Source organism: Delftia sp. 60, from assembly GCF_002754395.1.
In the GTDB taxonomy this organism is placed as follows: domain Bacteria; phylum Pseudomonadota; class Gammaproteobacteria; order Burkholderiales; family Burkholderiaceae_C; genus Comamonas; species Comamonas acidovorans.
This window is the reverse complement of record NZ_PEFD01000001.1, coordinates 5,230,121-5,252,199: the sequence shown is the minus strand read 5'-3', so window position 1 is coordinate 5,252,199 and position 22,079 is coordinate 5,230,121. Positions and strand designations below refer to the sequence as shown.

The window sequence follows — 22,079 nt, the reverse complement described above, 5'->3', positions numbered from 1 at the left end:
GCCCGCCCTGTAAGCCTGCCATTTGGCAGCACCATGTCATCAAGGACTTTGATGGCACAGCTAGAATCAACGGTTTTGTCCAATTGACAAAAATCCATAGTAACCCTGATTAGGAACCATTCAAATGGCCATCGAACGCACTCTTTCCATCATCAAGCCCGACGCCGTTGCCAAGAACGTGATCGGCCAGATCTACGCACGCTTCGAAGGCGCTGGCCTGAAGGTCATCGCTGCCAAGATGGTGCACCTGTCGCGCGGCGAAGCCGAGCAGTTCTACGGCGTCCACAAGGAGCGTCCTTTCTTCAAGGACCTGGTGGACTTCATGGTCTCCGGCCCCGTGATGATCCAGGCTCTGGAAGGCGAGAACGCCATCCTGAAGAACCGCGAACTGATGGGCGCCACCGACCCCAAGAAGGCTGAGAAGGGCACGATCCGCGCCGACTTCGCCGACAGCATCGACGCCAACGCCGTGCACGGCTCTGACGCCGCTGAAACTGCAGCCGTGGAAGTGGCTTTCTTCTTCCCCGGCATGAACGTCTACTCGCGCTAATCCCCGCGTCTTCCGCGGCCGTCATGGTCTGTCCGGTGCAGGCCGTGCCTGCCGCGGAAGAGCCGAGAGCGGCGTGGCACCGGCCTGCCGACATGAATACCAATTTGCTAGATTTTGATCTCGACGGACTTGCCGCTTACTGCGAGCAACTCGGCGAGAAGCGTTTCCGCGCGACGCAGCTGTTCCGCTGGATCCACCAGCGAGGCGCCAGCGACTTCGACCAGATGAGCGATCTGGCCAAGTCCCTGCGCGAAAAGCTCAAGGCGTGTGCCCACATCACGGCCCTGCCGGTTCTGACCGAGCATGTGTCTGCCGATGGAACAGTCAAGTGGCTGTTCGACGTGGGAGGCGGCGATGCCGTCGAAGCCGTTTTCATTCCCGAAGATGACCGGGGCACGCTGTGCGTGTCGTCCCAGGCGGGCTGCGCCGTGGGCTGCCGCTTCTGCTCCACGGGTCACCAGGGCTTCAGCCGCAACCTCAGCACGGGCGAGATCCTGGCCCAGCTGTGGTATGCCGAGCATGCGCTGCGCAAGCGCCTGGGCACGGGCGGCGAGCGCGTCATCTCCAACGTGGTGATGATGGGCATGGGCGAGCCGCTGCAGAACTACACGGCCCTGGTGCCGGCGCTGCGCGCCATGCTCGACGACCATGGCTACGGCCTCTCGCGCCGCCGCGTGACCGTGTCCACCTCGGGCGTGGTGCCGATGATCGACCGGCTGTCCCAGGACTGCGCCGTGGCCATGGCCGTGTCGCTGCATGCGCCCAATGACGAGCTGCGCGACCCCCTGGTGCCGTTGAACCGCAAGTACCCCATCCACGAGCTGCTCGATGCCTGCGAGCGCTACCTGGAATTCGCGCCCCGTGACTTCATCACGTTCGAATACTGCATGCTCGATGGCGTCAATGACCAGCCTGAGCATGCGCGCCAACTGATAGAGTTGGTCCGCGCGCGTGGCGACGGCCGCAGCTGGTGCAAGTTCAACCTGATTCCGTTCAATCCGTTCCCGGCCTCGGGGCTGCTGCGTTCACCCGCAGCGCGGGTGACGGAGTTCGCCAGCCTGCTGAGCAATGCCGGCATCGTGACCACGGTGCGCAAGACACGTGGCGACGACATCGACGCAGCCTGCGGACAGCTGGCTGGCGATGTCAAGGACCGCACGCGCGCTGCCGAGCGCATGGCCAGGCAGCGCACCATTGTTCTCAAGCAGGTGCCTTGAGAAGACCTGGGGCATGCCTGGCATGCCCCGACGGAACAAAGGACAGTTCATGAAGTCAGTGGCTCGGCGGCTGCGAACGGGGGATTTCGGTACAGGCATGCGCTGGGCAGTGCCCGCGCTGGTTCTTTTCTTGGCGGGCTGCGCAGGCAAGCAGCCTTTGGTGCCCCCGACGAATTCTGGCGCCGGCAACGCTTCCTCCGTCTCCAATGCCTCGATGGCTTCTGCCGCCGAGGCCGATCCCCGCCGCCGCGCAAGCATCCGCCTGGAGCTGGCGGCTTCCTATTTCCAGGCTGGCCGCATCGATGTGGCCCTGGAAGAGGTGAACCAGGCGCTGGCCGCTGACCCCAGTTCCGCCGACGGCTACGGCCTGCTGGCCCTGATCTACATGCGCAACCAGGACTGGGACCAGGCCGACGCCAGCCTGCGCAAGGCGATGTCGCTGCGTCCCCAGGACGGCGACCTGCAGCACAACTACGGCTGGCTGCTGTGCCAGCGCAAGCAATACGCGCAAGCCCAGGAATGGCTGGACAAGGCCCTGGCCCAGCCCGGCTACCTGGAGCGCCCCAAGACCTGGATGGCCAAGGGCCTGTGCCTGCAGCAGGCCGGCCTGCTGGTCGAGGCCCAGCAGGCGCTGCTCAAGGGATATGAACTCGATCCCGCCAACCCGGTGATCGCCTACCACCTGAGCAACGTGATGCTGCAGGGCGGCGACGCTAAGAGGGCGCAGTTCTACATCCGGCGCCTGAACAGCAGTCCCCAGTCCAATGCGGAAAGCCTGTGGCTGGGGATCAAGATAGAGAGGGCGCTGCAGCAATCTGCAGCGATGCGGCAGCTGGCTGACCAGCTGCACCAGCGCTTCCCCGAGTCCCGCCAATGGCTGGCCTACGAGCGTGGAGCATTCAATGAGTGAGGTGTTGGCGGTGCATGACGAAGCAGGTACGCAAGGCGAGAACGCACAAACTTCCATGACGGCGGGTACGCTGCTGCGTCAGGCGCGCGAGGCGGCGGGTCTGTCTCTGGCCGGGCTTGCGGCGGCACTCAAGGTGCCAGCCCCCAAGCTGGAGGCGCTGGAGGCGGATGACTACGCCGCATTCCAGGACCATGTCTTCATGCGGGCCCTGGCGCAAAGCGTCTGCCGCACGCTGCGCATGGACTCTGCATCGGTGCTGGCCCTGCTGCCGCGCACCCAGCTCAAGAGCCTGGCCGATGATCGCGGCAGCATCAACGCCACGTTCAAGGAGCGCTCCTTCAAGGCCACCGGGACATCGCTGGGACGTGAAAACGGCTCGCGCAAGGTGGCCATCATCGTGCTGCTGCTGCTGGCCGCTGCCGCTGCCGTCTACTTCCTGCCCAAGCATGAAGGCGATGCCGAAGAGCCGCAGGCCGGCGCTTCCGATGCCGCTGCCCTGGTGCAGCCTGCAGGGACTGTGTCCGAGCCCGTGGCCGCCCAGGAGCCCGTTGCGCCTGCTGCGACGACGCCGGCCGATGTGCCGGCTGCATCTGCATCTGCACCGGCAACTTCAGCGCCTGCAGCGGCAGCCGTTCCGGCTCCTGCGTCCACCACAACGCCTGCTGCCCCTGCCGCCGATGCGCCTGCCGAGGGCGCCGCAGCGACATCGGCAGCCACCGCGGCGCAAACGCCTGGTGGCGTGCTGGTCATGAAGGCCAACGCACAATCATGGGTACAGGTCAAGGATTCCAGCGGCCGCGTGGTGCTGCAAAAGACGCTGGCGGCCGGTGAATCCATTGGCGCCGAGGGCGCGCTGCCGCTGTCGGTCATCATCGGCAATGCCAGCGGCACCGAGGTGCGTGTGCGTGGCGAATTGCTGGAAGTCGCCAAGACCACCCGCGACAATGTGGCCCGCTTTGAGGTGAAGTGACCGTGCAAGATCTCCCCATCACGCAGCAGCCGATAGCGATTGCCTCGCCGCTGCCGCGCAAGTCCCGCCAGGCCCGTGTGGTCTGGCGCAACAACGTCGTCACCGTGGGTGGCGATGCGCCTGTGCGCGTGCAGTCCATGACCAACACCGATACGGTGGACGCGGTCGAGACGGCCATACAGGTGCGCCAGCTGGCCCAGGCCGGCTCGGAGATGGTGCGCATCACCGTCAACACGCCCGAGGCCGCCGCCGCCGTGCCCTATATCCGCGAGCAGCTGGACCGCATGGGCGAGTACGTGCCGCTGGTGGGTGACTTCCACTACAACGGCCACCGCCTGCTCACCGAATACCCGGCCTGCGCCGAGGCACTGTCCAAGTACCGCATCAACCCCGGCAACGTGGGCAAGGGCGACAAGAAGGACAAGCAGTTCGGCCAGATGATCGAGGCGGCGGCCCGCTACGACAAGGCCGTGCGCATCGGTGTCAACTGGGGCTCGCTGGACCAGGAACTGATGGCCCGGCTGATGGACGAGAATTCGCGCCGCGCCCAGCCCTGGGACACGCGCCAGGTCATGTTCGAGGCGCTGATTTCCTCGGCCGTCGATTCCGCGCGCTTGGCCGAGTCCATGGGGCTGAACGGCGACAACATCATCCTGTCGTGCAAGGTCAGCGGCGTGCAGGACCTGATCTCGGTCTACCGGGCCCTGGCGCAGCGCTGCGACTATGCGCTGCACCTGGGCCTGACCGAAGCCGGCATGGGCACCAAGGGCACGGTGGCCTCGGCCGCCGCGCTGTCCGTGCTGCTGCAGGAAGGCATTGGCGACACCATCCGCGTCTCGCTCACGCCCCAGCCCGGCGAGGCGCGCACGCAGGAAGTGGTGGTCGCCTCCGAAATCCTGCAGGCCCTGGGCCTGCGCATCTTCGTGCCCAGCGTTACGGCCTGCCCGGGCTGCGGTCGCACCACCAGCACCACCTTCCAGGAACTGGCCAAGCAGATCGATGACTATCTGCGCGGCCAGATGCCGCTGTGGCGCATGAAGTATCCCGGTGTCGAGGCGATGAAGGTGGCCGTGATGGGCTGCATCGTCAACGGCCCCGGCGAGAGCAAGCACGCCAACATCGGCATCAGCCTTCCCGGCACGGGCGAGGCGCCCGCCGCCCCGGTCTACATCGACGGGGAAAAGGCGCTCACGCTGCGCGGCGAGCGGATTGCCGAGGAATTCCAGGCACTGGTCGAAAATTATGTGGCGCGCACCTATGGCGCCACCGCCGCTGCACCCGCCTGATCGGCTGCATCGAGCATTGCAGTTATTGCAAAATAGATAGCGCACCACGCTTTGCCTCATTGGCTCTTACGCGAAACAGGCGTTGAGAGCATGGGGCGAAAAAAGCGGGGTCAGCGCCTGTTTCCGAGCATTCATCGAACGAGAACAACGTGGCCAAACCCGAAAAACTTTCCGCCGTCAAAGGCATGAACGACATTCTTCCCGCCGAGTCCGCTCGCTGGGAATGGCTGGAAGCGCAGGTGCGTGAATTGATGGCGCGCTTTGCCTACCGCAATGTGCGCACGCCCATCGTCGAGCATACGCAGCTGTTCGTTCGTGGCATCGGCGAGGTGACGGACATTGTCGAGAAGGAGATGTACTCCTTCGAGGACAAGCTCAACGGCGAGCGCCTGACGCTGCGCCCCGAAGGCACGGCCAGCCTGGTGCGCGCCACCATCGAGAACAACTTGCTGTACGACGGCGGCAAGCGCATGTGGTACATGGGCCCCATGTTCCGCCATGAGCGCCCGCAGCGCGGCCGTTACCGCCAGTTCCACCAGATCGGCGCCGAGGCCCTGGGCTTTGCCGGCCCCGATGTCGATGCCGAACTCATCATGCTGGCCGTTTCCCTGTGGAAGCAGCTGGGCCTGACCCAGTGGCGCCTGGAAATCAACAGCCTGGGCCAGCCCGAGGAGCGCCAGGCACACCGCCAGGCCCTGATCGCCTACCTGGAGCAGCACCAGGACGTGATGGACGAAGAGGCCAAGCGCCGCATGTACAGCAACCCGCTGCGCGTGCTGGACACCAAGAACCCCGCCATGCAGGAAATGGTCAACGGCGCGCCGCGCCTGCTGGACTTCCTGGGCGAGGGCTCGCTGGCCCACTTCGACGGGCTCAAGGCCATCCTGGACGCCAACGGCGTGCCCTGGACCGTGAACCCGCGCCTGGTGCGCGGCCTGGACTACTACAACCTGACGGTGTTCGAGTTCATCACCGACATGCTGGGCTCGCAGGGCACCATCTGCGCGGGCGGCCGCTACGACTACCTGATCGAGCAGGTGGGCGGCAAGAGCGCGCCTGCCGTGGGCTGGGCATTGGGTGTGGAGCGTGTGCTGGAACTCGTCAAGGAGCTCGGCACCGACATTCCCGCGCCCACGCTGCATGCCTACGCCATCGTCCCCGATGTGGCGGCCATGCCCGTGGCGCTGCGCACCCTGCAGCAGCTGCGCGAGGCCGGTGTGCGCGTGCAGATGCACGCGGCCAGCGCCGAAGGCATGGGCAGCATGAAGTCGCAGTTCAAGAAGGCCGATGCCAGCGGCGCACATTTCGCGCTGATCTTCGGCTCCGATGAACTGCAGCAGGGCCTGGTCACCGTCAAGTCGCTGCGCGACGGCGCGGGCCAGCAGGTGCAGCAAGCCCTGGCTGATGCGGCCCAATGGGCTGCCACCCTACAATCGGCGGTTTGACCAGCATCCGCAGCTTTTCAAGCGACCGCTCCAGCGGCGACCTCCATACTTAAAGCGACACAGGCGATCCATGGCAAACCATTTCGATCTCGAAGAACAAGAGCAGATAGAGCAGCTCAAGCATTTCTGGAATACCTGGGGCACGTTGATCACCGGCGTGCTCGTGGTCATCTTCGTCGGCTTTGCCGGCTGGAATGGCTACCAGTACTGGGAAAAGCGCCAGGCCACGCAGGCTGCCGCTCTGGCGCATGCCGTTGACGTGGCGCTGGCTGGCAAGGACGCGGCGCGCGCCGGCCAGGCCTTCGCCGATCTCAAGGACAAGTACGCCGGCACCACGCAGGCGGCCCAGGCCGGCCTGCTGCTGGCCAAGGCTGCAGTGGACGAAGGCAAGCTCGATGACGCCAAGGCAGCCCTGAGCTGGGTGGCCGACAAGGGCGACGAAGGCTACAAGGCCCTGGCCAAGCTGCGCCTGAGCGCCGTGCTGGAGCAGCAAAAGCAATACGACGAAGCCCTCAAGGCGCTGGAAGGCAGCATGCCCGAATCCTTCGCCGGCATCGTGGCCGATCGCCGTGGCGACATTTTTGCGGCCCAGGGCAAGCAGGCCGAGGCCATTGACGCCTACCAGCGCGCCCATGCCGCCCTGGACAAGGGCGTGGACTATGGCCGTCTGATCGAGTTCAAGCTCAATGCGCTGGGTGCTGAACCCACCGTGCTGGCACAGGCCAAGACGTCGACTTCGGAGAAGCAACCTTGAAAACCTCGGCTGATCAATTGATGGCGATTTCGCGCCCGCGCGGCGTTGCGCGCTGGATGGCTCTGGGCCTGCTGGCCGGTGCCCTGGGTGGCTGCTCCACCGTGTCCTCGTGGTTCAGCAGCGACACCAAGCCCAAGCCCCAGGAGCTGGGTGCCAACCCCGGCCTGCTGGCCGTGCACCAGGCCTGGACCGCCAAGCTCGGCGCCGAAGTGCCGCTGGCCACCGACATCCATGTGCAGGGCGACACGCTGCTGATCGCTGCCAAGGACGGCAGCGTCACGGCCCTCGATGCACGCAACGGCAGCCAGCTGTCGCGCTTCACTGTTGGCGAGCCGCTGACCGCGGGCGTGGGCGGTGACGCCGAGCGCCAGGCCGTGCTCACGCGCAGCAACCAGGTCATCGTCTACTCGCAAGGCAAGCAGCTGTGGAAGCAGCCGCTGCCCGCAGCCGCCTACACGCCGCCGCTGGTGGCGGGAGGCCGCGTCTTCGTGCTGGCCGCCGACCGTTCGCTGGCCGCTTTCGATGCCGCCAACGGCCGCAAGCTGTGGACCGCGCAGCGCCCGGGCGAGCCCCTGGTGCTGCGCCAGCCCGGTGTGCTGATCGCCGTGGGCAACACGTTGGTGGCCGGCTTGTCGGGCCGCATGGTGGGTATCGATCCCGACACCGGCGCCGTGCGCTGGGAGGCCCCGCTGGCCAGCCCGCGCGGCACCAATGACGTGGAGCGCCTGGTGGACCTCGTGGGCCGCGTCAGCCGTGTCGGTGACAGCGTCTGCGCGCGTGCCTTCCAGGCTGCCGTGGGCTGTGTGGATACGCAAAACGCATCGGTGCGCTGGACCCAGCCGTCCAAGGGTGCCGATGGCATCGACGGCGATGGTGATGCCGTGTTCGGCGCCGAGAGCAATGGCACCGTCCAGGCCTGGCGCCGCGGCGACGGCTCGCGCGTGTGGTCCATCGACCAGCTGCAGCACCGCCGCCTGACGGCGCCGTTGATGCTGGGCCGCTCGGTGGTGTTTGGTGATGACTATGGTGTGGTGCACCTGCTGTCCAAGACGGACGGACAGGCGCTGGCACGATTGAAGACGGACGACTCCGGCGTGGCCTCGCCCCCGGTATCGGCTGCCAATACGCTGGTGGTGGTAAGCCGCAGCGGAACTGTGTACGGCTTCAGGCCGGATTGATAGGTATTTTCGGGAATGAAGCCAGTTATTGCCCTGGTAGGGCGACCCAATGTGGGCAAATCGACGCTGTTCAATCGGCTGACCAAGTCGAGGGATGCAATCGTCGCGGATTTCGCGGGCCTCACGCGTGACCGCCACTATGGACAGGGCCGCCAGGGTAAGCACGAGTACATCGTGATCGATACCGGCGGTTTTGAGCCAGATGCATCCAGCGGCATCTTCAAGGAGATGGCGCGCCAGACGCAGCAGGCTGTTGCCGAGGCTGACGTCGTGGTCTTCGTTGTCGATGCGCGCCTGGGCATGTCCGCCCAGGACCACGACATCGCCAAGTACCTGCGCCGGCTGGGCAAGCCCTGCGTGCTCGTGGCCAACAAGGCCGAGGGCATGAAGGAAGGCGTGCAGCTGACCGAGTTCTACGAACTGGGCCTGGGCGATGTGCTGCCGGTTTCCGCAGCACACGGGCAGGGCGTGCGCGACCTGCTCGACCTGGCCCTGGGCCAGCTCAACCTGCCCGAGCCCGAGGAAGACGACCCGTTCGACGATGTGGCCCAAAAGCCCATCCGCCTCACCGTGGCAGGGCGCCCCAATGTCGGCAAATCCACGCTGATCAACACCTGGCTGGGTGAGGAGCGGCTGGTCGCCTTCGACATGCCGGGCACCACGCGCGACGCCATCTCGGTGCCCTTCGAGCGCGCCGGCCAGAAGTTCGAGCTGATCGACACGGCAGGCCTGCGCCGCAAGGGCCGGGTGTTCGAGGCCATCGAGAAGTTCTCCGTGGTCAAGACGCTGCAGGCCATCGAAAGCGCCAACGTCGTGCTGCTGCTTATCGATGCCACGCAGGGCGTGACCGACCAGGATGCGCACATTGCTGGCTACGTGCTGGAAAGCGGCCGTGCCGTGGTGCTGGCCGTGAACAAATGGGATGCGGTGGACGACTACCAGCGCCAGATGCTGGAGCGCTCGATCGAGACGCGCCTGTCCTTCCTCAAGTTCGCTCCCATGCATTTCATCTCGGCGGAAAAGCGCCAGGGCCTGGGTCCGCTGTGGAACTCCATCATCCAGGCGCACAAGGCTGCCACCTGCAAGATGCCCACGCCGGTGCTCACGCGCCTGCTGATGGAGGCCGTACAGTTCCAGACGCCCAAGAAGACGGGCATCTACCGCCCCAAGATGCGCTATGCGCACCAGGGCGGCATGAACCCTCCGGTCATCGTCATACACGGCAATTCGCTTGAGCATGTGACGGAAGCCTACAAGCGCTTCCTCGAAGGGCGATTCCGCAAGGAATTCAATTTGGTCGGCACGCCGTTGCGGATCGAGTTGAAAACCTCTCATAATCCTTTTGCCGACAAGGACAAGTAACAAGCCACGGGATTTCGGGAAAACCCTTGTGCGAACAAGGGCCCCAAAACACTGTGGTAAGGTGTCGGTTTACAACAACACTCTTCGAACACGGAGAATATCGTGAGCAACAAAGGCCAACTCCTCCAAGACCCGTTCCTGAACGCGCTTCGCCGCGAACATGTTCCGGTGTCCATCTACCTCGTCAACGGCATCAAGCTGCAAGGCCAGATCGAATCCTTCGACCAGTACGTGGTTCTGCTTCGCAACACCGTCACGCAGATGGTTTACAAGCACGCCATCTCCACCATTGTTCCCGGCCGCGCCGTGAACTTCTCCACGGCCGAAGCTGCCGGCAGCGACGCCAGCGCTTGAGCTCGCTGCGCCCTGATGCCTCCCCGCACCGCCGGGGAGCTTCCTCACCCTTCGGGAGAGGTTTTTCTTGAGTTCTGAATCTTTTGACCGGTCCACGCCAACGCCAGTGCTGCTGGTGGGCGTGGATTTCGGCTTTCCCCATTTCGATGGCGAGTTGGAAGAGCTGGGCCTGCTGGCCGGCACGGCCGGCCTGCGTCCCGTTGCACGCCTGACCTGCAAACGCAAGGTGCCCGATGCGGCGCTGTTCGTGGGCAGTGGCAAGGCCGACGAAATCCGCATGCTCGCCCAGATGCACGGTGCCCAGGAAGTGCTGTTCGACCAGGCCCTGAGCCCGGCCCAGCAGCGCAATCTGGAACGCCATCTGCAGATGCCGGTCAACGACCGCACCCTGTTGATCCTGGAGATCTTCGCCCAGCGCGCGCGCAGCCATGAAGGCAAGCTGCAGGTGGAGCTGGCGCGCCTGCAATACGTGGCCACGCGCCTCGTGCGGCGCTGGACCCACCTGGAGCGGCAGATGGGCGGCATCGGCGGCCGTGGCGGCCCTGGCGAGAAGCAGATCGAGCTGGACCGCCGCATGATCGACGAGTCGATCAAGCGCACCAAGGAGCGGCTGCAGAAAGTCAAGAAGCAGCGCGCCACGCAGCGTCGGCGGCGCGAGCGCCATGGCATCTTCAATATCTCTCTGGTTGGCTACACCAACGCCGGCAAGTCCACGCTGTTCAATGCGCTGGTCAAGGCGCGCGCCTACGCGGCCGACCAGCTGTTCGCCACGCTGGATACGACCACGCGCCAGCTGTACCTGAATGAAGCCCAGCAATCGGTGTCCCTGTCGGATACCGTGGGGTTCATCCGCGACCTGCCGCACGGCCTGGTCGATGCATTCCAGGCCACGTTGCAGGAGGCGATCGATGCCGATCTTCTGCTGCATGTGGTCGACGCCTCCAATCCGAATTTCCCAGAGCAAATCCAACAAGTCCAGAAAGTTCTGAAGGAAATCGGTGCCCAGGAGGTGCCTCTGGTACTGGTTTTCAACAAATTGGACGCCGTCGATCCGGAGCGGCTTCCAGCGCAGTTGCAGGACCAGTACGAGCTTGACGGACTGCCTGTTTCACGGGTGTTCGTCAGCGCCCGCTCCGGCGAGGGGCTGCCGCAGCTGCGGCAGTTGCTGGCCGAGCATGCGCTGCGCGCGGAGGCGGAACACGCCGAAGCGCACGGTGGTGATGAGCGGGATCAGGAGGAGGTGGATGGCGCGATGCCCCCTGGGCAGGACGCCGAATACTAGGGGCTAGCGCCCTGATTGGGCAAAATGCCGATTGGGTCCCTGTCTTTACCGAAGAAACCGAGACTTCTCGCATGAATCTTTCACAACGCGCCCATCGCTGGGCGATGCTGCCGCAGCGCCTTCGCGGGATGTTCAACCTGAATGATCCGCGATGGGGACGTGGCGACGACAAGAACGACGATGCTTCGCGCCCCGATGCCGACCGTCCCGCGCCGCCGCCCCCGCCTGCGGAGCCTGCACGCGACAACCGCGACAGCCGTGACAACCGCCCCTCGTCGGGCGGCGGCCAGCCGCCTGATCTGGATGAGCTGTGGCGCGACCTCAACCGCAAGCTCTCGGGCCTGTTCGGCGGCAAGCCGGGCGGCGGCCGTGGCCAGCCGCCCATCCGCAATGGCGGCGGCAGCCAGCCGCCGGACATGCGCAGCGCCGGCATGGGCGTGGGCCTGATCGCCGGCATTGCCTTCATCATCTGGATGGGCACGGGCATCTTCATCGTCCAGGAAGGCCAGCAGGCCGTCATCACCCAGTTCGGCAAGTACAAGAGCACGGTGGGCGCCGGCATCAACTGGCGGCTGCCGTACCCGATCCAGCGCCATGAACTGGTCTTCGTGACGCAGATCCGCTCGGCCGACGTGGGGCGCGACACCATCATCAAGAGTACGGGCCTGCGCGAGTCGGCCATGCTCACCGAGGACGAGAACATCGTCGAGATCAAGTTCGCCGTCCAGTACCGCCTGAGCGACGCGCGCGCCTGGCTGTTCGAGAGCAAGAACCCGTCCGAGGCCGTGGTCCAGGCCGCAGAGACTGCCGTGCGCGAAGTCGTCGGCAAGATGAAGATGGACACGGCGCTGGCCGAGGAGCGCGACCAGATCGCCCCGCGCGTGCGCGACCTGATGCAGACCATCCTGGACCGCTACAAGGTGGGCGTGGAAGTCGTGGGCATCAACCTGCAGCAAGGCGGCGTGCGTCCGCCCGAGCAGGTTCAGGCCGCCTTCGACGACGTGCTGCGTGCCGGCCAGGAGCGTGAGCGTGCCAAGAACGAAGCGCAGGCCTACGCCAACGACGTGGTGCCGCGCGCAGCCGGCTCGGCGGCGCGCCTGCTGGAAGAGTCCAACGGCTACAAGGCCCGCATCGTGGCCCAGGCCCAGGGTGATGCGCAGCGCTTCAGCTCGGTGTTCACCGAGTACCAGAAGGCTCCCCAGGTCACGCGCGACCGCATGTACCTGGAAACCATGCAGCAGATCTACGGCAACGTGACCAAGGTGCTGGTGGAATCGCGCCAGGGCTCCAACCTGCTGTACCTGCCGCTGGACAAGATCATGCAAGGCGTGAGCGGCAATGTGCCGGCAGCCGACAGCTCGGCGGCCCCCAGCACCCAGGCGCCTGCGCCTGCCGCCATTCCCGGCCTTTCGAACGATGCGCGCAGCCGCGACAGCAGTCGCAGCCGTGACCGCGAAGCACGCTGAGGAGCAGCCCAAGTGAACCGAGTTGGATTTTTCATCACCAGCATTCTTCTGGCGCTCGCGCTGCTCAGCTCCATGCTGTTCGTCGTCGATCAGCGCCAGTTCGGCGTGGTCTATGCCCTGGGTCAGATCAAGGAAGTGATCACCGAGCCGGGCCTGAACATCAAGATGCCGCCGCCGTTCCAGAACGTGCGCTACATCGACAAGCGCCTGCTCACGCTGGACAGCACCGACACCGAGCCCATGCTCACTGCCGAAAAGCAGCGCGTGGTCATTGACTGGTACGTGCGCTGGCGCATCTCCGATCCGTCGGAGTACATCCGCAATGTGGGCCTGGACGAGTCGGCCGGCGCCATGCAGCTCAACCGCGTGGTGCGCAATGCCTTCCAGGAGGAAATCAACCGCCGCACCGTGCGCGAACTGCTGTCCAGCAAGCGCGATGCGCTGATGAACGACGTCAAGCGCGAAGTGCTGGAGACCGTGCGCGGCGCCAAGCCCTGGGGCGTGGACGTGGTCGATGTGCGCATCACGCGCGTGGACTATGCCGAGACGATCACGGAATCGGTCTACCGCCGTATGGAAGCCGAGCGCAAGCGCGTGGCCAACGAGCTGCGCTCCACCGGCGCCGCCGAAGGCGAGAAGATCCGCGCCGAGGCCGATCGCCAGCGCGAGATCACCATCGCCAATGCCTACCGTGATGCCCAGAAGATCAAGGGCGAGGGCGATGCCGAGGCCGCCCGGACCTACGCCGAGGCCTTTGGCAAGGACCCGCAGTTTGCGCAGTTCTACCGCAGCCTGGAGGCCTACAAGGCCAGCTTTGCCAAGAAGAGCGATGTGCTCGTGCTCGATCCTTCGCAGACCGATTTCTTCAAGGCCTACCGCAGTGGTGGAAGCTCTGGAAAATAAGCGCGCCTGAGCGGCAACGCCGCCCGGCCCCTGCACGGCGCCCCTGTTGGGGCGCCGTTTTTTCTTGCGCCGCCGCTGTCGCCCGTGCACCGAATCGATTCGGAATACCGAACACCCGCCGTGGGCCTTGGGTCACCCCCAATTTGGGCTGGCCCGCAACAGCCGGTAGAATCACGTTTTTAACAGCCTCCCCCTTTTCCATGTCTGCTTGGGTCCTGCCGGATCACATCGCCGATGTCTTGCCTTCCGAGGCCCGGCACATCGAAGAATTGCGTCGAGGCCTGCTCGATACAGCGCGTGGCTATGGCTATGAACTGGTCATGCCGCCCATGCTGGAGTACCTCGAATCCCTGCTCACCGGCACAGGGGAGGCGCTGGACCTGCAGACCTGCAAGCTCATCGACCAGCTGACAGGCCGCACCATGGGTCTGCGTGCAGACACCACGCAGCAGGTGGCCCGCATCGACGCCCATCTGCTCAACCGCAAGGGCCTCACGCGCCTGTGCTACTGCGGCCCCGTCGTCCATGCCCGCCCTGACCGCCCCCGCGCCACGCGCGAGCCGCTTCAGTTCGGTGCCGAGATCTACGGCCACCAGGGCATGGAGGCCGACCTGGAGGCACTGCACCTGGCGCTGGACTGCCTGCGCAGCGCAGGTGTCACCAACATCAATGTCGATCTGGCCGATGTGCGCATCGTGCGCAGCCTGCTGGCTGGCGTGATGGTGGACATGCAGGTGCTGCGCGGCGTGCACGCTGCGCTGGCTGCCAAGGATGCGAGCGAACTCGAGCGCCTCACGCGCGACTTCCCTGCCGCATCGCGCGAAGGCCTGATGGCCCTGCTGCAGCTGTATGGCGGCATCGAGGTGCTGGACCGCGCTGAGAAGCTGCTGGCCCGCACCGCAGGCGTGCAGCCGCTGCTGGACCAGCTGCGCTGGCTGGCGCAGCGCCTCGAAGGCGTGAGCGTGAGCTTCGATCTGGCCGATCTGCGCGGCTATGCCTACTACAGCGGCACGCGCTTCGCCATCTATGTGCCGGGTGCCAGCGATGCGCTGGTGCGCGGCGGCCGCTATGACGAGGTGGGTGCGGTCTTTGGCCGCAACCGGCCCGCCGCCGGCTTCAGCCTGGACATCAAGCAGCTCGTCGCCGTCGTGCCCGAGCGCCCGCTCAAGGCTGCCATCCGCGCGCCCTGGGGCGACGATCCCCAGGTTGCGGCTGCCATTGCTGCATTGCGCCGGCAGGGCGAGACCGTGGTCTGCGTGCTGCCAGGGCATGAAAGCGAAGTGGACGAATTCCACTGCGACCGCGAGCTCGTGCAGGTTGCCGGGCAGTGGGCCGTGCAAGCCATCTGACGCATTTGTCAATTTCTTCGGATTTCATCGGATTTGAATATGAAAGCTACCAAAGGTCGCAACGTGGTCGTGGTCGGCACCCAGTGGGGTGACGAAGGCAAGGGCAAGCTGGTGGACTGGCTGACCGAAAGCGCCCAGGGCGTGGTCCGCTTCCAGGGTGGCCACAACGCTGGCCACACGCTGGTCATCAACGGCGTGAAGACCGCACTGCACCTGATCCCCAGCGGCATCATGCGCCCCGGCGTGAAGTGCTATATCGGCAACGGCGTGGTGCTCTCTGCCGCCAAGCTGTTCGAGGAAATCGAAGGCCTGGAGAAGGCTGGCGTGCAGGTGCGTGACCGTCTGCGCGTGTCCGAAGCCTGCCCGCTGATCCTGCCCTTCCACTCGGCGCTGGACGTGGCGCGCGAAGCTGCGCGCGAGCAGGGCGGTACCGAGAAGATCGGCACCACCGGCCGTGGCATCGGCCCCGCCTACGAAGACAAGATTGCCCGCCGCGCACTGCGCGTGCAGGACCTCAAGTACCCCGAGCGCTTCGCCACCAAGCTGCGCGAACTGCTGGCCCTGCACAACCACATCCTGGTCAACGTGCTGGGTTCGAAGAACTTCACCTTCGGTGACGCGCTCAAGCCGTACATCAAGGATGGCGAAGTGCAATTCGACGCGGTGTACGAAGAGGCCATGCGCCATGCCGAGCTGCTCAAGCCCATGATGGCCGATGTCTCGCGCGAGCTGAACGCCGCGCACGCCGAAGGCGCCAACCTGCTGTTCGAAGGCGCGCAGGGCACGCTGCTGGACGTGGACCACGGTACCTATCCCTATGTCACCTCGTCCAACTGCGTCGCCGGCAATGCGGCTGCAGGCTCGGGCGTGGGCCCCGGCATGCTGCACTACATCCTGGGCATCACCAAGGCCTACTGCACCCGCGTGGGCGGCGGTCCTTTCCCCACCGAACTGGATTGGGAAAAGGAAGGCACGCCGGGCTGGCACATGAGCACCGTGGGCGCCGAAAAGGGCGTGACCACCGGCCGCTCGCGCCGCTGCGGCTGGTTTGACGCCGCGCTGCTCAAGCGCAGCGCCCAGGTCAACGGCCTGTCGGGCCTGTGCATCACCAAGCTCGACGTGCTCGACGGCCTGCAGGAACTGCTGCTGTGCGTGGGCTACGAGCTCGATGGCGAGAAGATCGACCTGCTGCCCATGGGCGCCGACGAGATCGCCCGCTGCAAGCCCATCTATGAGTCCATCCCCGGCTGGACCGATTCCACCGTGGGCGTGACCGACTACGACAAGCTGCCGGCCAATGCCCGCCGCTATCTGGAGCGCATCGAGGAAGTGACGGGCGTGCCCATCGCCATGGTTTCGACCAGCCCCGACCGGGATCACACCATCCTGATGCAAAACCCCTACGCCGCCCAGTGAACTGCTGGCGGCTGAACCCCAAGATTGAACCAGGAGCCATTCCATGCTGACGGAAGACGGTCAACACCTGTATGTGAGCTACGACGAATACCACGGACTGATCGAAAAGCTCGCGATCAAAGTGCACCAGTCCGGCTGGGAATTCGACACCATTCTCTGCCTGGCCCGTGGCGGCCTGCGTCCCGGTGACATGCTCAGCCGCATCTTCGACAAGCCGCTGGCCATCATGTCCACCAGCTCCTACCGCGCCGAAGCCGGCACGGTGCAGGGCCATCTGGACATCGCGCGCTTCATCACCACGCCCAAGGGCGAGATCGCCGGCCGTGTGCTGCTGGTCGATGACCTGGCCGATTCGGGTCACACGCTGAACGCCGTGATCGCCATGCTCAAGACCAACTACCCGCCGATCACCGAGCTGCGCAGCGCCGTGATCTGGACCAAGGGCCTGTCGGCTTTCACGCCCGACTACTCGGTGGACTACCTGCCGACCAACCCCTGGATCCACCAGCCCTTCGAGCACTACGACACCCTGCGTCCCGAAAAGCTCATGGAGAAGTGGAAGATCTGATCGCCACTGCGCCTTTGGGTGCATGCCAGCGAGAAGGGAGCCTGTCGGCTCCCTTTTTCGTTGTGGCGGGTATTTCCATGCGCCGTTGTCATGCCTTGATGCAAGTCATGGATTGGCGCGCTTGCCGCGATATCTCGGGCCAACGTCGCGCAAATGTCGGTTTTTTGCACAGCAGCAAAAGCCGATGCCCCAGAGCGTCCGAGGGGCTGATTGGCGCAGCTACACTGCGCAGATTCTCAGAAGGTGGTGCTTTGTGAAACGTCTTTCCGTCGGGCGCTTGAGCGCGGCTGTGGCTTTGGTTGTGGGCGGCGGTGCGCTGGCCTGGCTGGCCGTGGCATCCCTGCCCGGATCCAAATCGGCCCGCGCGGCCTCGGCCACGTCTGCTGCCGTGCAGGCGCAAGCCGCATCGGCCCAGGCGGCCGCCGTTCCTGCCGCGCCTTCCGTTCCCTCGGCTACGGCCGCTCCCGCGGCCCCGGTCGCGCGTGTCACGCCGCCACCGCAGACCCAGGGCCCCACGCCCATCTTTGTGCTCAACTCGCTTGATGCCAACATCAGCATCGTGGACCCGGTCACCTGGCAGGAGACGGCACGCATTCCCACGGGCAAGGAGCCGCATCACCTGTACCTCACGCCGGACGAGAAATCGCTGGTCGTGGCCAATGCGCTGGGCGACACCCTGACCCTGGTCGATCCGCGCACGGGCGAGGTGCAGCGCGTGATCCGCGACATCATCGACCCCTATCACCTGCGCTTCAGCCCGGACATGAAGTGGTTCGTCACGGCGGCCAACCGCCTCAACCACATCGACATCTACCGCTGGGATGGCCAGAACCCGCAGCTGGTCAAGCGCGTGCCCACGGGCAAGACGCCCAGCCATCTCTGGATCGATGCCAAGAGCACGACCATCTATTCCACCATGCAGGACAGCGATGCCCTGGTGGCCATCGACATCGCCACCCAGACCATCAAGGCCCGCGTGCCCACCGGCCCCATGCCGGCCGATCTCTATGGCAGCCCGGACGGCACCAAGCTGTTCATCGGCCTGACCGGCAGCGATGGCGTGGAAGTCTTCGACATCACCGGCCCCGAGCCACGCAGCGTGGCCCGCATCAAGACAGCCGCTGGCGCCCACGCCATGCGCGCCGCCGGCGACGGCCGCCACCTGTATGTGAGCAACCGCGTGGCCAACACCATCAGCAAGATCGACATGCAGACCAACCAGGTCGTGGCCAACTACCCGGCACCGGGCGGTCCCGACTGCATGGACGTCTCCGCCGACGGCCGCTACCTGCTGGTCAGCTCGCGCTGGGCGCGCAAGCTGTCGGTGATCGACACCGTGGAAAAGAAGGTGGTCCAGCAGGTCAAGGTCGGCAAGTCGCCGCACGGCGTGTGGACGCTGGCCCACGCGCAACGCTGATGGACCGCCGTCTCTTTGCGCAATCGCTGGCCGGTGCGGCGGCTTTCGGCCTGCTGCGCCCCGCGCTGGCGGCAGGGCAGGGCACAGGCTGTGCCAAGACCGTGTATCTGACCTTCGACACGGGCCACATGGGCATTGCCGACCTGGTGGCCGATGTGCTCAAGCGCCATGCGGTGCCAGTGACGTTTTTCGCGGCCAACGAGCCCACCCAGCAAGGCGATGGCAGCCTGGGCGAGACCTGGGCGCCCTGGTGGCGCGCACGCGCTGCCGAAGGCCATGAATTCGCCTCGCACACCTACGACCACATGTACTGGCGCGGTGATCTGCGCGCCTCGAAGAACGGGCCGGTCACGGGTTTTCGCGTGCGCCCCTCGGCAGGGCCGCGCGCCAACGAGAACTTCACGGTCGATGCGGCAGGCTATTGCGACGAGATCCGCCGATCCGCACAGCGGCTGCAGCAGATCACGGGGCGCAAGCCCCTGCCGCTGTTCCGTGCGCCCGGCGGCAAGACCTCGCCCGCGCTGCTGGATGCCGCGCGGCAGGGCGGCTACATGCATGTGGGCTGGGCCAGCGCGGGTTTTCTGGGCGATGAGCTGCCCAGCGACCGCTACCCGAATGCGCAGCTGCTGGCCCAGGCGCTCAAGAACATCCGCAGCGGAGACATCCTGCTGGCCCATCTGGGCATCTGGTCACGCAAGGACCCCTGGGCACCTGCCGTGCTGGAACCTTTGATCACGGGCCTGCTCAAGCAGGGGTTCTGCTTCCGCACGCTGCGGGAGCATCCCGACTATCGGGATTGGGTAGCAAAATTCGCATAGTGTCCGCGCGCGCAGCGCGGCGGGCGATGGGAGCGTGGTGTGGACTGGTGGATTCAGTGGTTCGGTAATGCGCAGCAGCGCCTGTTCGAGGGCGTTGTCCAGCCCCTGCTGTTCGGCCTGGGGCAGGCCAGCCTGCTGGAGGACGCCTATGGCGCCACGGGCTGGCTGCTGGTGGGCCTGCTGCAGATCTTCATCATGGTGGCGGTGATCGCGCCGCTGCAGTACTGGCGGCCGGTCGAGCCCGTCACCGACCGGCGCGCCATCCACGTGGACATCATCTACACCGTGGTCCATCGGCTGGGCCTGTTCCGGCTGGCCCTGTTCTTCACGCTGGACCCGCTGTGGGACGAGCTCATGGGTCGCCTGCATGTCTGGGGGCTGCCGAGCTTTCACCTCGACGGCGTGTGGCCCGGCGTCACCGACCTGGCCTGGGTCAGCCTGATCATCTACCTGCTGGCCTTCGACTTCCTGGACTACTGGATACACCGCGGCCAGCACAGCATCGGCTGGTGGTGGAAGCTGCATGCGCTGCACCACTCGCAGCGCCAGATGACGGTGTGGAGCGACAACCGCAACCACCTGCTCGACGATGTGATCCGCGACACCATCATCGTGCTCGTGGCCCAACTCATCGGCGTGGCGCCGGGCCAGTTCGTGGCCATCGTGGCCTTCACCCAGCTCAGCGAGAGCTTCCAGCACGCCAACCTGCGCGTCTGGTTCGGCACCATCGGCGAGCGGCTGTGGATCAGCCCGCGCTTTCACCGCCGCCACCACGCCATCGGCATTGGCCACGAGCCCATGGCGCCCGTGCGCAACAAGAAGGCGCATGGCAACAACTTCGGCGTGCTGCTGCCCTGGTGGGACATGCTGTTCGGCACCGCCAACTTCGAGCTGCGCTTCGATCCCACCGGCGTGCGCGACCAGGTCCAGCCCAATGCCCAGGGCCAGCTGCGCGACTACGGCCAGGGCTTTTGGGCCCAGCAATGGCGTGGGTTCCTAAGGTTGATGGGTCGCGCTTGAGGCTGGGCTCGGGGTATGCTTGCCGGCATGGGCTTGCTACTCGATTCCTTCTGGCGTGCGACGGCGTATTGCCTGCATAAGCGGGTGATTGCATGGTCGCTGTTTCCCTTGCTGTTCATGGCCATCACGGCCTGGCTGCTGGGCTATTTCTTCTGGGCCGATGCGGTCGTCTGGACGGAAGGGGTCCTGCAGGGCGTGGGCTGGCTGCACACCGTCTGGTCCTGGATGGGCGTGCAATCGCTGCCCGAGCTGGTGGCGCCGGTGCTGGTCGTGCTCTCGGTCACGCCGGTGCTGGTCGTGGTCTCGCTGCTGCTGGTGGCGCTGTTCATGACGCCGGCCCTGGTCGAGCTGGTGGCCCAGCGGCGTTTTCCCGCGCTGGAGCGCAGGCAGGGCGCCACCCTGGTCGGCAGCCTGGTGTGGTCCGCAGGCTCTTCGCTGATTGCCTTGATCGCGCTGCTGGTGTCGGTGCCGCTGTGGTTCGTGCCGCCCCTGGTGGTGGTGATCCCGCCGCTGATCTGGGGCTGGCTGACCTACCGCGTCATGGCCTTTGACGCGCTCTCTGCCCATGCCAGCAAGCCCGAGCGCCGCAGCCTGTTCCTGCGCCACCGCCTGGCGCTGATGCTCATGGGCGTGGTCTGCGGCTATCTGGGCGCGGCGCCGGCCATTGTCTGGGCCTCCGGCGTGGTCTTCATCGCGGCCTTCTGGATACTGATTCCGGTGGCCATCTGGATCTATGCGCTGATCTTCGCTTTCTCCTCGCTGTGGTTTGCCCACTTCTGCCTGGCCGCGCTGCAGCGCATGCGCGAGGAGGAGCCGGCGCTGCCCGACACTCCCATCGTGCCCTACGCTCCCGACGCGCCGCTTGGAGCCGGCGCGGCCTCTCCCCCCTCCACCCCGCAAGAAAAGACCTCATGACCCTTCAAGTAGGCGCACTCATCATCGGAGACGAAATCCTGTCGGGCAAGCGTGCCGACAAGCACCTTCCCAAGCTGATCGAGCTGCTGGGCGCGCGTGGCCTGTCCCTGGCCCATGCCGAGTACGTGGGCGATGACCGGGCGCGCATCACCGACGCCCTGCGCCGCGCCTTCGCATCGCAGGCCGTGGTCTTCAGCTTTGGCGGCATAGGCGCCACCCCCGACGACCACACGCGCCAATGCGCGGCCGAGGCCCTGGGCGTGCCGCTGGCACTGCACCCGGAAGCCGTGGCCCTGATCCGCGAGCGCATGCGCGATGTGGCCACCGAAGAAGGCAAGCCCTACGAACCCCAGCGCGCCGACAACCTGCACCGGCTGCAGATGGGTAACTTCCCCGAAGGCGCGCGCATCATCCCCAACGTCTACAACAAGATCCCGGGATTTTCCTGCTCGGGCACAGCGGGCACCGTGCACTTCGTGCCCGGTTTCCCTGTCATGGCCTGGCCCATGGTCGAGTGGGTGCTGGAGCAGCGCTACGCCAAGCATTTCCACAGCACGGTGCAGCGGGAGCATTCGGTCATCGTCTACGGCGGCATGGAGGCCACGCTGACGCCGCTGATGGTGGCCATAGAGCGCGACCACCCGGGCGTCAAGGTGTTCAGCCTGCCCAGCGTGGATGATTCCAAGCACGGCCGGCACATAGAACTTGGTGTCAAGGGCGAAGCTGGTGCTGTCACCAAGGCCTGGCCCACGCTGCTCGAAGGTCTGCACTCATTTGGTGCAAGTCTTGGCCCTGAATTGGTGCGCAATATCTGATTTACGGGCCGGCCCCTGAATCTGCACCGATTTGGTGAAGATGCTGGGCGGTGGATCGAATGCCGACAGAGGCCTCAATGTCAT

General features: G+C 65.5%; 21 protein-coding genes. All 21 read left to right on the top strand.

Translation table 11 applies throughout. From position 1 onward, the window contains the following. Positions 1-124: 124 nt before the first annotated feature. The 21 genes from ndk (at position 125) to CLV01_RS23565 (ending at position 21,995) form a co-directional block, all read left to right on the top strand. Positions 125-550, top strand: coding sequence for a nucleoside-diphosphate kinase (ndk, locus tag CLV01_RS23665; protein ID WP_012206822.1), 426 nt, complete (start codon positions 125-127; stop codon positions 548-550). A 92-nt stretch (positions 551-642) separates the two neighbouring features. Then, positions 643-1,767, top strand: coding sequence for a 23S rRNA (adenine(2503)-C(2))-methyltransferase RlmN (gene rlmN / locus CLV01_RS23660; protein ID WP_034396288.1), 1,125 nt, complete (start codon positions 643-645; stop codon positions 1,765-1,767). Positions 1,768-1,816: 49 nt separating this feature from the next. Then, complete coding sequence (gene pilW / locus CLV01_RS23655; RefSeq protein ID WP_257221485.1) at positions 1,817-2,677, top strand: type IV pilus biogenesis/stability protein PilW; 861 nt, start codon at positions 1,817-1,819, stop codon at positions 2,675-2,677. Continuing rightward, positions 2,670-3,647: a RodZ domain-containing protein gene (locus tag CLV01_RS23650; protein WP_099733071.1), complete on the top strand. Its 978-nt coding sequence runs from the start codon at positions 2,670-2,672 to the stop codon at positions 3,645-3,647. Before pilW ends, CLV01_RS23650 begins: the two co-directional genes overlap by 8 nt. 2 nt (positions 3,648-3,649) lie before the next feature. Next, positions 3,650-4,933 carry a flavodoxin-dependent (E)-4-hydroxy-3-methylbut-2-enyl-diphosphate synthase gene (gene ispG, locus CLV01_RS23645; protein ID WP_012206818.1) on the top strand — a complete coding sequence of 428 codons (1,284 nt, stop codon included), beginning with the start codon at positions 3,650-3,652 and terminating at the stop codon, positions 4,931-4,933. A 185-nt stretch (positions 4,934-5,118) separates the two neighbouring features. Continuing rightward, a complete protein-coding gene (gene hisS / locus CLV01_RS23640; RefSeq protein ID WP_212739077.1) occupies positions 5,119-6,378 on the top strand; it encodes a histidine--tRNA ligase in 1,260 nt (419 codons plus the stop codon). 70 nt (positions 6,379-6,448) lie between these two features. After that, on the top strand, positions 6,449-7,132 hold the full coding sequence (locus CLV01_RS23635; RefSeq protein WP_099733072.1) for a YfgM family protein: 684 nt from the start codon (positions 6,449-6,451) through the stop codon (positions 7,130-7,132). 20 nt (positions 7,133-7,152) lie between these two features. Continuing rightward, positions 7,153-8,310, top strand: a complete 1,158-nt coding sequence (gene bamB, locus CLV01_RS23630; RefSeq protein WP_043819101.1) for an outer membrane protein assembly factor BamB — start codon at positions 7,153-7,155, stop codon at positions 8,308-8,310. Between the two features lie 15 nt (positions 8,311-8,325). After that, a complete protein-coding gene (gene der / locus CLV01_RS23625; RefSeq protein ID WP_012206814.1) occupies positions 8,326-9,672 on the top strand; it encodes a ribosome biogenesis GTPase Der in 1,347 nt (448 codons plus the stop codon). Between the two features lie 102 nt (positions 9,673-9,774). Then, positions 9,775-10,026 carry an RNA chaperone Hfq gene (hfq, locus tag CLV01_RS23620; protein WP_012206813.1) on the top strand — a complete coding sequence of 84 codons (252 nt, stop codon included), beginning with the start codon at positions 9,775-9,777 and terminating at the stop codon, positions 10,024-10,026. 67 nt (positions 10,027-10,093) lie between these two features. Next, the gene (hflX, locus tag CLV01_RS23615) at positions 10,094-11,308 is read left to right on the top strand and encodes a GTPase HflX (protein ID WP_012206812.1); all 1,215 of its coding nucleotides are present in this window, start codon (positions 10,094-10,096) and stop codon (positions 11,306-11,308) included. 71 nt (positions 11,309-11,379) lie between these two features. Beyond that, positions 11,380-12,774 (top strand): FtsH protease activity modulator HflK, encoded by a 1,395-nt coding sequence (gene hflK, locus CLV01_RS23610; RefSeq protein WP_012206811.1) that lies wholly within the window; start codon positions 11,380-11,382, stop codon positions 12,772-12,774. Between the two features lie 12 nt (positions 12,775-12,786). After that, a complete protein-coding gene (gene hflC, locus CLV01_RS23605; RefSeq protein ID WP_012206810.1) occupies positions 12,787-13,677 on the top strand; it encodes a protease modulator HflC in 891 nt (296 codons plus the stop codon). Between the two features lie 200 nt (positions 13,678-13,877). Continuing rightward, complete coding sequence (locus CLV01_RS23600; protein ID WP_012206809.1) at positions 13,878-15,026, top strand: ATP phosphoribosyltransferase regulatory subunit; 1,149 nt, start codon at positions 13,878-13,880, stop codon at positions 15,024-15,026. Between the two features lie 39 nt (positions 15,027-15,065). Further along, positions 15,066-16,442, top strand: a complete 1,377-nt coding sequence (locus CLV01_RS23595) for an adenylosuccinate synthase (protein WP_012206808.1) — start codon at positions 15,066-15,068, stop codon at positions 16,440-16,442. A gap of 43 nt (positions 16,443-16,485) precedes the next feature. Next, positions 16,486-17,010 (top strand): phosphoribosyltransferase, encoded by a 525-nt coding sequence (locus CLV01_RS23590; protein ID WP_012206807.1) that lies wholly within the window; start codon positions 16,486-16,488, stop codon positions 17,008-17,010. A gap of 184 nt (positions 17,011-17,194) precedes the next feature. Further along, positions 17,195-18,427, top strand: coding sequence for a YncE family protein (locus CLV01_RS23585; protein ID WP_012206806.1), 1,233 nt, complete (start codon positions 17,195-17,197; stop codon positions 18,425-18,427). Next, on the top strand, positions 18,427-19,245 hold the full coding sequence (locus CLV01_RS23580; RefSeq protein WP_043819097.1) for a polysaccharide deacetylase family protein: 819 nt from the start codon (positions 18,427-18,429) through the stop codon (positions 19,243-19,245). Before CLV01_RS23585 ends, CLV01_RS23580 begins: the two co-directional genes overlap by 1 nt. A 39-nt stretch (positions 19,246-19,284) precedes the next feature. Next, a complete protein-coding gene (locus CLV01_RS23575) occupies positions 19,285-20,265 on the top strand; it encodes a sterol desaturase family protein (RefSeq protein WP_012206804.1) in 981 nt (326 codons plus the stop codon). 15 nt (positions 20,266-20,280) lie between these two features. Then, entirely contained in the window at positions 20,281-21,180 is a 900-nt protein-coding gene (locus CLV01_RS23570) for an EI24 domain-containing protein (RefSeq protein ID WP_043782572.1), read from the top strand. Next, entirely contained in the window at positions 21,177-21,995 is an 819-nt protein-coding gene (locus CLV01_RS23565; protein ID WP_099733073.1) for a competence/damage-inducible protein A, read from the top strand. The genes CLV01_RS23570 and CLV01_RS23565 overlap by 4 nt, the downstream gene beginning before the upstream one ends. The last annotated feature ends 84 nt before the right edge of the window (positions 21,996-22,079 follow it).

Coding starts and splice junctions, on each gene's coding strand:
- CLV01_RS23600 (WP_012206809.1), top strand. CDS start 13,878: ATGTCTGCTTGGGTCCTGCCGGATCACATCGCCGATGTCTTGCCTTCC.
- CLV01_RS23585 (WP_012206806.1), top strand. CDS start 17,195: ATGCCCCAGAGCGTCCGAGGGGCTGATTGGCGCAGCTACACTGCGCAG.
- CLV01_RS23590 (WP_012206807.1), top strand. CDS start 16,486: ATGCTGACGGAAGACGGTCAACACCTGTATGTGAGCTACGACGAATAC.
- CLV01_RS23595 (WP_012206808.1), top strand. CDS start 15,066: ATGAAAGCTACCAAAGGTCGCAACGTGGTCGTGGTCGGCACCCAGTGG.
- CLV01_RS23635 (WP_099733072.1), top strand. CDS start 6,449: ATGGCAAACCATTTCGATCTCGAAGAACAAGAGCAGATAGAGCAGCTC.
- CLV01_RS23580 (WP_043819097.1), top strand. CDS start 18,427: ATGGACCGCCGTCTCTTTGCGCAATCGCTGGCCGGTGCGGCGGCTTTC.
- bamB (WP_043819101.1), top strand. CDS start 7,153: ATGGCGATTTCGCGCCCGCGCGGCGTTGCGCGCTGGATGGCTCTGGGC.
- hisS (WP_212739077.1), top strand. CDS start 5,119: ATGAACGACATTCTTCCCGCCGAGTCCGCTCGCTGGGAATGGCTGGAA.
- hflK (WP_012206811.1), top strand. CDS start 11,380: ATGAATCTTTCACAACGCGCCCATCGCTGGGCGATGCTGCCGCAGCGC.
- der (WP_012206814.1), top strand. CDS start 8,326: ATGAAGCCAGTTATTGCCCTGGTAGGGCGACCCAATGTGGGCAAATCG.
- rlmN (WP_034396288.1), top strand. CDS start 643: ATGAATACCAATTTGCTAGATTTTGATCTCGACGGACTTGCCGCTTAC.
- CLV01_RS23570 (WP_043782572.1), top strand. CDS start 20,281: ATGCTTGCCGGCATGGGCTTGCTACTCGATTCCTTCTGGCGTGCGACG.
- ndk (WP_012206822.1), top strand. CDS start 125: ATGGCCATCGAACGCACTCTTTCCATCATCAAGCCCGACGCCGTTGCC.
- CLV01_RS23565 (WP_099733073.1), top strand. CDS start 21,177: ATGACCCTTCAAGTAGGCGCACTCATCATCGGAGACGAAATCCTGTCG.
- CLV01_RS23650 (WP_099733071.1), top strand. CDS start 2,670: ATGAGTGAGGTGTTGGCGGTGCATGACGAAGCAGGTACGCAAGGCGAG.
- pilW (WP_257221485.1), top strand. CDS start 1,817: ATGAAGTCAGTGGCTCGGCGGCTGCGAACGGGGGATTTCGGTACAGGC.